This window comes from Allofranklinella schreckenbergeri (genome assembly GCF_003703475.1).
Taxonomy (GTDB): Bacteria; Pseudomonadota; Gammaproteobacteria; order Burkholderiales; family Burkholderiaceae_C; genus Lampropedia; species Lampropedia schreckenbergeri.
In genome coordinates this window covers 66,160-78,818 of record NZ_RDQM01000004.1, presented here as the reverse complement: position 1 = coordinate 78,818, position 12,659 = coordinate 66,160, and the positions used below count along the sequence as shown (strand labels likewise).

Here is a 12,659-nt window from a genome sequence, read left to right as displayed (position 1 = left end):
GTTGTTCACCCCGGAGGCCCTGGCCCAGTGCCGGCGCAAGGCCCAAGGGCCAAGCCTGCATGGGCCGCGTTGGCGGCTGCCAGCTCATCCTTACGCCGGTACTAACCGGATCAAGTTGACGGGTTCGGCCTGGGCCATCTCAGCGCGCCTAGGGAGCAGGTTTTGGCAACAGGCTCTTGCAGGCGCGCACCCCGGAGTGCGGCGCGCATCATATCGCCCGCCGCATGTTTTGCACCTTGGGGGAAATCCTGTACGCAGTCAGGGTGCTTATTTTTATCGATCAAAGGAACAAAAAATGCCTTGTTTCGGCATGATAATTATGAAATGATTTTTCCTTTGATTGAAATAGTGGCAATGCCGCCGCGCCGGGCAGACCGCCAAGCCTGGCCGCCGCGCCGTGCGGCGTGCGTGCTGCGCCTGCTATTCTCGCGCCCCATGTCCACCATCCCTGCTTCTTCGCACGGCCAGCGCTTGCGGCTGTATCTTGATTTGATTCGCTGGAACCGCCCTGCGGGCTGGCTGCTGCTGCTGTGGCCGACGCTCAGCGCCCTGTGGGTGGCGCAAGGGGGCTTTCCCGGCTGGCATTTGCTGGCCGTTTTCACGCTGGGCACGATTTTGATGCGCAGCGCAGGCTGCTGCATCAACGACGTGGCCGACCGGCGTTTCGATCGCCACGTCAAACGCACGGCCCAGCGCCCCGTTACCTGCGGGCGCGTGTCGGTGAAGGAGGCGCTGGCCGTCGGCCTGGTGTTGACGTTGCTGGCCTTTGCGCTGGTGCTCACCACGCAGGCGGCCGCCGTGGCGCTGGCCGTGCCTGCATTGCTCATCACCATCGCCTATCCCTACACCAAGCGGTTTTTCTCCATGCCGCAGGCGGTGCTGGGCGTGGCGTTTTCCTGGGGCATCCCGATGGCTTTTGCCGCCGTGCAAGGCAGCGTGCCCGCGCTGGCCTGGTGGCTGCTGGCGGGCAATTTGTTCTGGGTGATTGCCTACGACACCGAGTACGCGATGGTGGACCGCGACGACGATTTGCACCTGGGCATCCGCACCTCGGCCATTACCCTGGGCCGCTGGGATGTGGCGGCCATCGTGCTGTCCTATGGGCTGTTTTTGCTGTGCTGGGCTTGGGCTTTGCGCGGCCAGGGGCTGGGCTGGCCCTGGCCGCTGGCGCTGGCCGTGGCGGCGGCGCAGGTGTTGTGGCATTGGCGTTTGATTGGCCCGCGCCAGCGCCAAGGGTGCTTTCGCGCCTTTACGCAAAACCATTGGCTGGGCTTTACGCTGTTTGCAGGCATCGTGGCAGGCTATGCGTGGGGCTGATGCGGGTTGGGGTTATTTTTTATTTCAAAGGGATAAAAAATTGCCTTATTTCGGCATGATGGTAATAAAATAATTTTTACATTTGATTGAGAAATTAAAATTTGTTGCGTGCGGAACCTTTGGTGCGCCAAGCAATCCGATGCGCCTTTGCATGTTTGAATGCCGAATCCATGATGTCCCCTAACACCCTCAATCCCTGGCTTGATTCCCCCGCGCGCTACGGCCGCATCAGCCGCCTGCTGCACTGGAGCATGGTGCTGCTCTTTTTTTGGCAGTTTTTAGGCATGGGCGCCAAAGTCGTCCTGGACTGGGGGCCGCGCGATTCGTGGCTGGTGGGCAGCCACGCGCCAATGGGGTTTGCGCTGCTGCTGGTGGCGCTGCTGCGCTTGCTCTGGGCGGCCAGCCAGTGGCGTCGCCGTCCGTCGCACGGGCGAGGGCTGATCGCCTGGGCGGCCAAGGCTGGGCATGCTCTGCTCTACGCCCTGATGCTGGCCGTGCCCGCGCTGGCGCTGATGCGCGCTTATGGCAGCGGGCGCGGTTTCGATTGGCTGGGCTGGAGCGTGCTGCCCGCCGGGCACAAGCAGCCCGAGTGGGTGCAATGGGTGAACAGCACCCGCGATGCGCTGGATATGAGCCTGCACGGCTTGCTGGGCTGGGCCATGCTGGCGCTGATTGTGGGGCATGCGGCGATGGCGCTGGTGCACCACTTCTGGCTCAAGGACGACACGCTGCGCAAGATGGCCGGGCCGATGCGCTAAAGCCTTTTCCCCATAAACAAACCAGCCCGCCAAAGCGGGCTGGTTTGTTTATGGGGAAAAGGGCAGTGAGACTCTCTCTGTTTAGAACACCATGCCCGGCATTTCGCCGCGCTCGTACACCACGTGGGCGCGGCCGACGATGAGCGGATCGAGCTTGCCGATTTGCTCCAGATCCTTGTTGGCGTAGGGCAGCTTGTGCAGCACGTAGCGCATGGCGTTCAGGCGGGCGCGCTTTTTGCAATCGCTTTTGATGACCGTCCAGGGGTTATCGGCGGTGTCGGTTTCAAAGAACATGGCCTCCTTGGCGCGGGTGTAGTCATCCCACTTGTCCAGCGAGGCCATGTCGATGGGGCTGAGCTTCCACTGCTTGAGCGGGTGGGCCTGGCGCTCGTTGAAGCGGCGGCGCTGCTCCTCGCGGCTGACGGAGAACCAGAACTTGATCAGGTGCACGCCGCTGTGGGCCAGGTGGCGCTCGAACTCGGGCGTCTGGCGCATGAATTCGGCGTACTCCTCGGGCGAGCAAAAGCCCATCACGCGCTCGACCCCGGCGCGGTTGTACCAACTGCGGTCAAACAGCACGATTTCGCCGCGCGTGGGCAAGTGCTGTACATAGCGCTGGAAGTACCACTGGCCGCGCTCGGTTTCCGTGGGCTTTTCCAGCGCCACCACGCGCGCGCCACGGGGGTTGAGGTGCTCCATGAAGCGCTTGATGGTGCCGCCTTTGCCCGCCGCGTCGCGGCCTTCAAAGAGGATGACCAGGCGTTGGCCGGTCTCCTTCACCCAGGCTTGCAGCTTGAGCAGCTCCACTTGCAGCTTGAACTTTTCTTTCTCGTAAACACTGCGGCGCAGCAGGTTTTTGTAGGGGTAGGTGCCATCGCGCCAGCCTTCGGCCAGCTCCTCGTCCGGGTTGGCGCGCCCGCAGGATGCGGCCGGCTCGAGCAAAAGGGCTTTGCGCAGCATTTCACGGTCGTCGGGCGCCGCGCCATCGATGAGCGCACGCAGCGCCGAAGCCCGCTCCTTGGCTGGCTCGGCGCTGGTCAAAATGCCTTGCACCGTTTGCGTCAGCTCCGATTGCCGCGCCTGGGCGGCGACCTTGCCAACGTGCGCTGCCGTGGCGCGCACGCTGCTGGTGGGCGCCACATCGCCTTGGCGGGCGCGGCGCGTGGGTTCGCCCGCTGGGGGGGTAGGGCGGGATTTGCGGGGTGTGGCCATAGGGGGGAACCTCCTGTTTTCTGGTTGTGATTTAAAACGGCAATTATCCTCCCGGGGCATGGCATCCCCCCTTGAAAAACGGGGTGGCCGGTATAATCCTATGCCTTCAGCAAGAGAGGTAGAACCTGAAAATCCGGGCGGCGCAGATTCGATGCACCGCCTTTGCTTTTAGGCCCTTCCTCTGCCCGCCTGGCCTTCCCTGCTTGCACAGATTTCAAGGGGAGGCTCGCCTTGAAGCGGCCTTTACGCGTGCCGCATGCAGTCCGCGCAGGCCCTTCTGCTTTCTTTCTCTGCATAGGCTGTGCCCGATGGGTGTTGGGTGCAGCGTGTTTTTGTTCGGATCGTTGACGAGATTGCGCCATGGCTACCAGTAAGAAAACCACTGCATCCAGCTCCAAAACCCAGGCTGCCAGCACCGCCAAAGCCAGTGCCACAGAGACTGCCAACGAGCCAGTGAGCAAGGCTGCGGGGAAAGCGCCCTCCAAACCCTCTACGTCTAAAACTGTGACAGAGAAAAAAACCACCACCAAAACCACCGCGCGCAAGACGGCCGCCAAAGCCGACTTGGCGACAGAGGCCGCGCCAGCGCCTGCGCCAGCCAAAGCAGCGGCCAAGGCCACCAAGACGGCCGCTAAAACGGCGACAAAAACGGCGACAAAAACGGCAACCAAAGCCGCGGCCAAAACGGCTGTGAAGGTCGAGGACGAGGCCGTCGTCGCGCCGACCGCCCAAGTGGCCAAAACCGCCAAGGCCAGCAAGGCGGCCGCCAAATCCGTTAAATCCGCCAAGTCGGCCCCCGCCGACGAGGCCCCCGCACCAGAGGCCAAAGCAGAGAAGGCCAAAGCGGAAAAAGCGCCCAAGGCCAAAGCCGCCAAGGCGCCTGCTGCGAAAAAATCGGCCAAGAAAACCAAGGCGGGCAAAGGCAAGAGCGCCAGCTTTGACGATGAGGACGATCTGGACGTGGATAGCGATCTGGATCTGGACGAAGACCTGGGCGACGAGCTGGAAGACGCCGAAGCCACCGACGCCAGTGAGGACAGCGGCGAGGATGGCGCCGAAAAAGCCAAGCCTTTGCGCATGAAGATCAGCAAGGCCAAAGAGCGTGCCTTGATGAAGGAGTTTGGCCTGGACGACAGCGTGCTGACTGAGGAGGAAGACCGCGAGCGGCGCGAACGGCTGAAGCTGCTGATCAAGATGGGCCGCACGCGCGGCTACCTCACCCACGGCGAAATCAACGACCACCTGCCCGACAAGCTGGTGGAGGCCGAGACGCTGGAAGTCGTTGTCAAGCTGCTCAGCGACATGGGTGTGGAGGTGTACGAGCAAACGCCCGATGCCGAAACGCTGCTGCTGACCAACAGCGGTCAGAACGTGACGACGGAGGAGGAAGCCGAGGAAGAAGCCGAGGCCGCCCTCTCCAACGTGGACAGCGAATTCGGCCGCACCACCGACCCCGTGCGCATGTACATGCGCGAAATGGGCACGGTGGAGCTGCTCACGCGCGAGGGCGAAATCGAGATCGCCAAGCGCATCGAAGGCGGCATGCAGGACATGATGGAAGCCATCAGCACCTCGCCTGCCATCATCGCGGCGGTGCTCGACATGGGTGAGGACATCCGTGAGGGCAAGGTCGTCATTACCACCATCGTCGATGGCTTCGTCGATCCCGACGAGGCTGACGACTTCGTGGCCGAGGAGGACTTCGACGAGTTCGACGAGGACGACGACGATGACGGCAGCGGCGGCTCCAAGGCCATGACCAAGCGCCTGGAGGAGCTGAAAAACAAGGCCATGGAGCACTTCGATCACCTGCGCGAGCTGTTCGAGGGTCTGCATAAGATCTACAACAAGCACGGCTGGGGCTCCAAGCAGTACAACGAGCAGCAGCGCACGCTCACGCGCGAGCTGATGTGCATCCGCTTCACGGCCAAGACCATCGACACGCTCAGCGACATGGTGCGCGAGCAGGTCAAATCCATCCGCGATGCCGAGCGCAAGATCAAATCCATCGTGGTCGACAAATGCGGCATGCCCCAACAACGCTTCATCGACGAGTTCCCGCCCAACCTGCTCAACCTGCAATGGGTGGAGCAGGAAGCGGCGGGCGGCCATGCCTGGAGCGACATCCTGGGCCGCAACATCCCCAACGTGCAGGAAATCCAGCAGGGCCTGATCGAGCTGCAAAGCCGCGTGGTGGTGCCGCTGGAGGAGCTGAAAAACATCAACAAGCGCATGCTGGCGGGCGAGAAAGCCTCGCGCGATGCGAAAAAGGAGATGACCGAGGCCAACCTGCGCCTGGTGATTTCCATCGCCAAGAAATACACCAACCGCGGCTTGCAGTTCCTGGACCTGATCCAGGAGGGCAACATCGGCCTGATGAAGGCGGTGGACAAGTTCGAGTTCCGCCGTGGCTTCAAATTCTCGACCTACGCCACCTGGTGGATCCGCCAGGCCATCACGCGCTCGATCGCCGACCAGGCGCGCACCATCCGCATCCCGGTGCACATGATCGAGACGATCAACAAGATGAACCGCATCTCGCGCCAGCACTTGCAGGAGCATGGTTATGAGCCCGATGCCTCCGTGCTGGCCGAGAAGATGGAGATCCCCGAGGACAAGATCCGCAAGATCATGAAGATCGCCAAGGAGCCGATCTCGATGGAAACCCCCATCGGCGACGACGACGACAGCCACCTGGGCGATTTCATCGAGGACACCAACAACACCGCGCCCGTGGATGCGGCCATGCAGGCGGGCTTGCGCGATGTGGTCAAAGACATCCTCGACTCGCTCACCCCGCGCGAGGCCAAGGTGCTGCGCATGCGCTTTGGCATCGAGATGACCAGCGACCACACGCTGGAGGAAGTGGGCAAGCAGTTCGACGTCACGCGCGAGCGCATCCGCCAGATCGAGGCCAAGGCGCTGCGCAAGCTCAAGCACCCCAGCCGTTCGGACAAGTTGCGCAGCTTCCTGGATAACCAGTCGTAAGCGCGTCGGTGCAGCAAGGCGGCAGCTCCAAGGCTTGCCGCCTTTTTATTTCAAATCAATAAGATAAAAAATCACCTTGTTTCGGTATGATAGGGTTGAAGTTATTTTTCTTTTGATTGGAATTTCGGTAATTCCTTGCCTTTGCGCGAATCACCCCCCACCCATGCAAACCACCCCCGCCCCCTGGGGCATTCATGCGCGGCTGCTGGCGATGGCCGCCGTCTGGGGCGCGTCCTGGCCCTGGGCCAAGATCGTGACGCAGACCATGCCGCCGCTGACGTCCTCGGCGCTGCGGTTTTTGCTCGCCAGTGCGCTGCTGTTTCTCTGGCTGCGCCACAGCGGGCGCACGCACAGTTTGCGCGGCTTGCCCGCGCGCCAGTGGCTATGGCTGCTGGCCGCAGGGGCCACGGGCGTGTGCATGTACGCCGTGTTCTTCATGCTGGGGCTGCAACGCATCCCCGCCAGCAAGGCGGTCGTGCTCATCACCCTCAACCCCGTGGCCACGCTGCTGCTGGCGGCCTGGCTGTTCAAGGAGCGGCTCAACCTCTGGATCGCCCTGGGCATGGGCATGACGGTGGTGGGCGCCATTTGGGCCATCACCCAGGGCCATCCCATGCAGGCGCTGGCGGGCGGGCTGGGGTTGGGTGAGGGGCTGATCTTGGGCTGTGTGGCCAGTTGGGCCATTTACACCTTGATCGGCCGCAAGCTGCAAGGCATGGAGGCCCTGGCCACCGTCACCGTCACATCGCTGATCGGGGCGGTATTGCTGCTTCTGTGCGCCTGGCTGATTGAAGGCCCGGGCGCGTGGTCGGCCATGTGGGCCGCCCCGGCGCGGGGCTGGGCCAGCCTGCTGGCGATTGTGGCGCTGGCCACCGTGCTGGCTTACGCCTGGTTTTTTGCTGGCGTCAAAGCGCTGGGGGCGGGTAACGCGGCGGCGTATATCTCGCTGGTGCCCATCTTCGGCATGGGCTTTTCCGCGCTATGGCTGGACGAGGCCCTGCACATCTCCCTGGCCGCCGGCGCGGCGCTGGCCGTGGCGGGCATGCTGGTCATGCACTTCGGCCGCATGGCACCCAGCCTGCGCCAGCGCGCCGCCGCCAATCGCACAGAGGAGCCGCGCCGATGAAGCCCCAGCCCGCTTACACCATCACCCCCATGCACCTGAGCGACATCGCCCAGGTGCTGGCCGTGCAAGCCAGCGCCTACCCCGCCCATTTGCTGGAAGATGCGGCGTTTTTCCGCAACCGTTTGGCCCTCTCGCCCAGCACTTGCTGGGTGGCGCGGCCCGCCAACGCGCCCGCCTTTGCACCCGCCAGCGCGCCCCTGTTGGGCTACCTCATTGCCTACCCCTGGGCAGATGGCTTGCCGCCCGCGCTCAACGCCCCTTTGCACACCTTGCCCAGCCCCGCGACCACCTGGTTTTTGCACGATTGCGCCGTGGCCGCCCACTGCCAAGGTTTGGGCGTGGGCCAGGCGCTGTACCGCACCGCTGCCGCCCACGCGCAGGCCGTGGGCTTGCGCCAGGCCGCCTTGGTGGCGCTAGAGAGCGCCGTGGGGTATTGGCGCAAACAAGGCTACGCCGAACCTGCGCGCAGCTTGCCCGGCATGGCGCACAAGCTCAGCGGCTATGGCGCGGGCGCGCGCTACCTCACGCGGGCGTTGGCGGCGCGGCGTGGGCATTGAGCGACTCCTCCATGCTGCTTGTATTGGAATGCCCTCTCAACTCTTGCCACCGCCATGCGCCAGACTCTCAAAAGCCCCGTTCACAGCGAAATCGTCATCAAGAAAAGCCGCTTCATTGGCTGTGTGCAGCCCGTCAGCGGTCGCAGCCAGGCGCAAAGCATCGTGGCCGAGCTGTGGCAGCAGCACCCGCAGGCGCGCCATGTGTGCTGGGCTTTGATGGCCGGGGGCGAGTCGGCGGCGGTGGACGATGGCGAGCCAGCGGGTACGGCCGGTCGCCCCATGCTGGAGGTGTTGCGCCATCAGCATCTGGAAGGCGTGCTGGCCACCGTGGTGCGCTATTTCGGCGGTGTGAAGCTGGGCGCGGGCGGGCTGGTGCGCGCCTACACCGACACCGTGGCCCAGGCCCTGTTGCATGCCGAAAAAATCGAGCTGCAAGCAGTGGTGACGCTGGCTTTTGCCGTCGATTACGCGCAAGAAGGGCTGGTGCGCCGCCTGCTGGAGCAGCGCCAGGCCAGCCTGCTCGAAACCGCCCACGGCGCGCGGGTGCGCATGCAGGCCAGCGTGCGCGAAAGCGAAGCCGCTGCTTTGCAGCAAGCCATCAACGACGCCACGCAAGGCAGTGTGCAGTGGCTGGAGTTGTGACGTATTGCAGTTCAAAGGCAATGCGACCGATGGCTGGGCTTGCCGAAACAAGGGTGTTTTTTATCCTTTGAATGGCAAAAGATGAGCTTGCAAAATTCCAGTTCAATGAAAATCCAATGCATTGCCCATCATGCCAAAACAGGGTGATTTTTTATCTTTTTGATCTGTAAAAATCATGAAGAGGAAGCGCCAGCCTACGCCCCATCCCCCTTGCGCGCCTGCTGCGCCGTGTACAGCATGGACTTGGCAATGCCGCGCAGGATGTGAATCTCCTGCGGCGTGGGCCGGGCGCGGTTGAACAACTGCTGCAAACGCGGCATCAGCTTTTTGGGCGCTTGCGGGTCCAGATAGCCAATGGCCTCCAGGCCCTGGCGCCAATGCTCCAGCATCGCCGCCACCGTGGCCGCATCGGCGGGGGTGTCCGCGTCGGACTGTGCGTTTGCAACCCCGCCCGCATCGCCCTGGGGCGCATACGGCGCCAGGCCCAGCGCATCCAGGCACAGCCGCCATTCGTAGGCAATGACTTGCACCGCAGCGGCCAGGTTCAGCGAGCCAAACGCCGGATCGCTGGGGATTTGCAGCGCCACATGGCAGCGGTACACATCCTCATTGCGCATGCCGTAGCGCTCGCTGCCAAACAAAAACGCCACCGAAGGCAGGCCCGCCTCGCCCGCCCTGGCCTGCGCCATCAACTGCGTGAAATGCGTGCGCGGCGTGCAAGTGGGCGGGCCAAAATCGCGCGCCACCATCGCCGTGGCACACAGGTGCTGCACGCCATCGAGCGCATCCTCCAGGCGCGGCACCACGCGCGCCGCCGCCAGCACCTCCGTGGCGCCGCTGGCGCGCTCGATCGCCTCCGGCATGCGCAACACATCGGGCCAGCGCGGCGCCACCAGCACCAAATCGTCAAAGCCCATCGTGCGCATCGCGCGCGCCACTGCGCCCACATTGCCGGCGTGGCTGGTTTGAATCAGGATGAAACGGGTTTTCATGCGAGAGAAGAAAAGGGGAAACAAAAAAACTCAGGCCCAGGCGGGCCAGCAAGCCGTTGCTTTCAAACGGCAGCCTTGCAACAGAAAGCGCGTGCAGGGGTGGCATTGGCACGCATAAACACCAGAGGCCGCCCGGCCAGTGCCGCGACTGACGCTATCATGCCCGCGCCTTGCGCCCAGCCTGCCCGGGAGCGCCTTTGCGCCGACTCCCCAAGCGCCGCCCTCAAACACGCATGCGGCGCTGACGATGGCGCGCAGGCCCGCCGGTTTTTCTTCCTCCATTGACCCCCTCGTCATTGCGGTTCATGAACAACGTCCTGCCCCCCATCCCCGCCAAACGCTACTTCACCATTGGCGAAGTCGCCGAGCTGTGCGACGTCAAGCCCCACGTCCTGCGCTATTGGGAACAAGAATTCACCCAGCTACGCCCCATGAAGCGCCGTGGCAACCGCCGCTACTACCAGCACCACGAGGTGCTGATGATCCGCCGCATCCGCGAGCTGCTCTACGGCCAGGGCTTCACCATCAGCGGCGCGCGCTCGCGCCTGCAAGACTGGCACGCCGAGCCGCAGCCCGCCAGCGCCGAAGCCACGCCCCTTGCGCAGCCCGAGGAGGTTGCAGCGCAACCCGTCGCAGAGCTGGCCGATGAGGCTTCGCCGCAAGGCCGCACCGAGCCGCCGTCCATCGACTTTGCCGCCTTGCGCAGCGAATTGTTCAAAATTCGCGCCATTTTGGTTGGAGAGGCCATTTTGTAGGCTACAATGCGCAGCTTTCCGGCGTGTAGCGCAGCCAGGTAGCGCACTTGCATGGGGTGCAAGGGGTCGCGAGTTCGAATCCCGCCACGCCGACCAATCAAAAAACGGCTTACCGATGAAAATCGGTAAGCCGTTTTTCTTTGCGTGGCTTTCAAAAGCCAAGGCGTTTCTACCGGGCCAGCGTGTTTCAGGCGCGGCAAATGCGCAGGATTTCCTCGCCGTAGGCGGCGAGTTTTTTCTCGCCCACGCCAGAGATGGCGGCCAGTTCGTCCTCATTGCGCGGGCCAGCGGCGGCGATGGCGATGAGGGTGGCGTCGCTGAAGACGATGTAGGCGGGTAGTTCGTGCTGTTCGGCTACTTCGCGCCGCCAGGCTTTGAGGGCGTCAAAGCGTGCCCGGGCCAGCTCGCTCAAGGCGTTGAGGCGGCTGTCGCGGCTGGCGGTGGCGCCCGGTGCGCCCGCAGCGCCAGAGGCTGCGCGGCGCAGGCGGCCGCGGCTGGCGGCGGGTGGCAGCGATTGGCGCAGGTGCATGCGTTGGCCGCCGGTGAGCAGGGCTTTGGCCCCCGGCCCCAGGCGCAGGGTGTTGAAGGCTTGGGCGTCGGCAATGATGGCGTCGCGTGCGATGAGCTGGCGGATGACGGCGCCCCATTGCCGCTCGCTGAGCTCCTGCCCGATGCCGAAGGTGCTCAGGCGCTGGTGCTCGTATTGCTCCACTTTGGGCGTGGTTTTGCCGCGCAGGATGTCGATGAGGTGCCCGGCGCCGAAGTGGATGCCGCTCATTTGCTGCACGCGGTAGATGCAGCTGAGCAGTTTGCGCGCGGCCTCGGTGGCGTCCCAGGTGGCGGGCGGGTGCAGGCAGTTGTCGCAGTTGCCGCAGGGCTGGGAGGCTTCGTCGAAGTAGGCCAGCAGGTGCACGCGGCGGCATTCGGTGCTTTCGGCCATGGCCAGCAGGGCATCGAGCTTGCGGCGCATGACCTGGCGATAGGCCTCGCTGGCGGGGCTGGCGGGGTCGTCGATCATGCGGCGCTGGTTGACGACGTCGGCCAGGCCGTAGGCCATCCAGGCGTCGGCTGGCTCGCCGTCGCGGCCGGCGCGGCCGGTTTCCTGGTAATAGCCTTCGATGTTCTTGGGCATGTCCAGATGGGCGACGAAGCGCACATCGGGCTTGTCGATGCCCATGCCGAAGGCGATGGTGGCGACCATGACCAGGCCGTCCTCGCGCAGGAAGCGGTCCTGGTGGCGCTGGCGTTGCGCGGGCGTCATGCCGGCGTGGTAGGGCAGGGCGTCGATGCCTTGCTCCAGCAGCCATTGGGCGGTGTCTTCGACTTTTTTGCGGCTTTGGCAATAGACGATGCCCGCATCGCCCTCGTGCTGATCGAGGATGAAGCGCAGCAGTTGCTTGCGCGCGTCGGTTTTCTCCACCACCTGGTAGCAGATGTTGGGGCGGTCGAAGCTGCTGACGTAGTGGCGCGCATTTTGCAGGTGCAGGCGCTCGATGATGTCGGCGCGGGTGAGGGCATCGGCCGTGGCGGTTAGTGCCATGCGCGGCACGTGCGGGTAGCGCTCGTGCAGCAGGCTGAGCTGGCGGTATTCGGGGCGGAAGTCGTGCCCCCATTGGCTGACGCAGTGGGCCTCGTCGATGGCGAACAGCGCCAGTTGGCCGCGTTGGGCCAGATCGTCGAGAAAGTCCAGAAAGTGCGGGGTGTGGATGCGCTCGGGCGCGGCGTACAGCAGCGTGGTTTGGCCGCGCCGCGCGCGCGCCAGGGCGGCGAGGCTTTGCTCGAAATCCAGCCCTGAGTGCAGGCAATCGGCGGCCACGCCCGCTTCATGCAGCGCGCCGACCTGGTCGTGCATGAGGGCAATCAGCGGCGAGACGACCACGGTCAGCCCCAACCCCTGGCGGTGCCGCGCGATGGCGGGGATTTGGTAGCACAGCGATTTGCCCCCGCCGGTGGGCATCAGCACCAGCGCGCTGCCGCCCTGGATGGCCCCGGTGATGATGTCGGCTTGCAGGCCGCGAAAGCTGTCGTAGCCAAAGACTTGCTGGAGGATGTGCAAGGCGTTGTCGGAAGGCGATAAGGGTGCTGGGGGCACGGTGCGATCGGGCAAAAAGGGGACAAAAAAGGGGGGGCAAAAAAGCGGCCGCATGCGGGGCCAGACAAAGGCCCGCCATTATCGGCGCGCGTTGTGCAGGGCGCGGCCTGCTGCCGCCCGAAGTCGGTTGCGTTGCACGTGCGCCCAGCGGCGGCACAATAGCGGGCTGTTTGATGCGTGTTTTTTAAATTACAAATCAAAGAATATTGAATTTCAATGT

The 12,659-nt window shown here is 63.9% G+C and carries 10 protein-coding genes, 1 tRNA gene and 1 riboswitch; of the genes, 8 read left to right on the top strand and 3 right to left on the bottom strand.

The features are described 5' to 3' along the window. Positions 1–69: 69 nt before the first annotated feature. Positions 70–204: riboswitch (TPP riboswitch) on the bottom strand. 231 nt (positions 205–435) lie between these two features. Together ubiA and EBQ26_RS04085 are read left to right on the top strand one after the other, a co-directional pair. Continuing rightward, a complete protein-coding gene (gene ubiA / locus EBQ26_RS04090; protein ID WP_122237870.1) occupies positions 436–1,317 on the top strand; it encodes a 4-hydroxybenzoate octaprenyltransferase in 882 nt (293 codons plus the stop codon). 170 nt (positions 1,318–1,487) lie between these two features. Continuing rightward, positions 1,488–2,075 carry a cytochrome b gene (locus tag EBQ26_RS04085; RefSeq protein WP_122237869.1) on the top strand — a complete coding sequence of 196 codons (588 nt, stop codon included), beginning with the start codon at positions 1,488–1,490 and terminating at the stop codon, positions 2,073–2,075. An 81-nt stretch (positions 2,076–2,156) separates the two neighbouring features. Here EBQ26_RS04085 and ppk2 read toward each other — a convergent pair whose 3' ends face one another. Beyond that, complete coding sequence (ppk2, locus tag EBQ26_RS04080) at positions 2,157–3,287, bottom strand: polyphosphate kinase 2 (RefSeq protein ID WP_122237755.1); 1,131 nt, start codon at positions 3,285–3,287, stop codon at positions 2,157–2,159. A gap of 360 nt (positions 3,288–3,647) precedes the next feature. Here ppk2 and rpoD point away from each other — a divergent pair, with 360 nt between their 5' ends. The 4 genes from rpoD to EBQ26_RS04060 all read left to right on the top strand — a co-directional run bounded on the left by rpoD (position 3,648) and on the right by EBQ26_RS04060 (position 8,600). Beyond that, the gene (gene rpoD, locus EBQ26_RS04075; protein ID WP_122237754.1) at positions 3,648–6,275 is read left to right on the top strand and encodes an RNA polymerase sigma factor RpoD; all 2,628 of its coding nucleotides are present in this window, start codon (positions 3,648–3,650) and stop codon (positions 6,273–6,275) included. A gap of 163 nt (positions 6,276–6,438) precedes the next feature. After that, positions 6,439–7,401 (top strand): DMT family transporter, encoded by a 963-nt coding sequence (locus EBQ26_RS04070; RefSeq protein WP_122237753.1) that lies wholly within the window; start codon positions 6,439–6,441, stop codon positions 7,399–7,401. Beyond that, positions 7,398–7,958, top strand: a complete 561-nt coding sequence (locus tag EBQ26_RS04065; protein ID WP_238944129.1) for a GNAT family N-acetyltransferase — start codon at positions 7,398–7,400, stop codon at positions 7,956–7,958. The genes EBQ26_RS04070 and EBQ26_RS04065 overlap by 4 nt, the downstream gene beginning before the upstream one ends. Before the next feature lie 54 nt (positions 7,959–8,012). After that, positions 8,013–8,600, top strand: coding sequence for a YigZ family protein (locus tag EBQ26_RS04060; protein WP_122237752.1), 588 nt, complete (start codon positions 8,013–8,015; stop codon positions 8,598–8,600). A 194-nt stretch (positions 8,601–8,794) separates the two neighbouring features. Here the strand turns inward: EBQ26_RS04060 and EBQ26_RS04055 are convergent, their stop codons facing one another. Further along, the gene (locus EBQ26_RS04055; RefSeq protein ID WP_122237751.1) at positions 8,795–9,592 is read right to left on the bottom strand and encodes an RNA methyltransferase; all 798 of its coding nucleotides are present in this window, start codon (positions 9,590–9,592) and stop codon (positions 8,795–8,797) included. 305 nt (positions 9,593–9,897) lie between these two features. Between EBQ26_RS04055 and EBQ26_RS04050 the strand changes: the two genes are divergently transcribed. Together EBQ26_RS04050 and EBQ26_RS04045 are read left to right on the top strand one after the other, a co-directional pair. Continuing rightward, positions 9,898–10,347 carry a MerR family transcriptional regulator gene (locus tag EBQ26_RS04050; protein WP_122237750.1) on the top strand — a complete coding sequence of 150 codons (450 nt, stop codon included), beginning with the start codon at positions 9,898–9,900 and terminating at the stop codon, positions 10,345–10,347. Positions 10,348–10,366: 19 nt separating this feature from the next. Next, positions 10,367–10,443: transfer RNA gene (locus tag EBQ26_RS04045), tRNA-Pro, on the top strand. A gap of 91 nt (positions 10,444–10,534) precedes the next feature. On the opposite strand, the gene recQ is transcribed toward EBQ26_RS04045, so the two are convergent. After that, on the bottom strand, positions 10,535–12,439 hold the full coding sequence (gene recQ / locus EBQ26_RS04040) for a DNA helicase RecQ (protein WP_238944128.1): 1,905 nt from the start codon (positions 12,437–12,439) through the stop codon (positions 10,535–10,537). Between the last annotated feature and the right edge of the window lie 220 nt (positions 12,440–12,659).

Coding starts and splice junctions, on each gene's coding strand:
- ubiA (WP_122237870.1), top strand. CDS start 436: ATGTCCACCATCCCTGCTTCTTCGCACGGCCAGCGCTTGCGGCTGTAT.
- EBQ26_RS04085 (WP_122237869.1), top strand. CDS start 1,488: ATGATGTCCCCTAACACCCTCAATCCCTGGCTTGATTCCCCCGCGCGC.
- ppk2 (WP_122237755.1), bottom strand. CDS start 3,287: ATGGCCACACCCCGCAAATCCCGCCCTACCCCCCCAGCGGGCGAACCC.
- rpoD (WP_122237754.1), top strand. CDS start 3,648: ATGGCTACCAGTAAGAAAACCACTGCATCCAGCTCCAAAACCCAGGCT.
- EBQ26_RS04070 (WP_122237753.1), top strand. CDS start 6,439: ATGCAAACCACCCCCGCCCCCTGGGGCATTCATGCGCGGCTGCTGGCG.
- EBQ26_RS04065 (WP_238944129.1), top strand. CDS start 7,398: ATGAAGCCCCAGCCCGCTTACACCATCACCCCCATGCACCTGAGCGAC.
- EBQ26_RS04060 (WP_122237752.1), top strand. CDS start 8,013: ATGCGCCAGACTCTCAAAAGCCCCGTTCACAGCGAAATCGTCATCAAG.
- EBQ26_RS04055 (WP_122237751.1), bottom strand. CDS start 9,592: ATGAAAACCCGTTTCATCCTGATTCAAACCAGCCACGCCGGCAATGTG.
- EBQ26_RS04050 (WP_122237750.1), top strand. CDS start 9,898: ATGAACAACGTCCTGCCCCCCATCCCCGCCAAACGCTACTTCACCATT.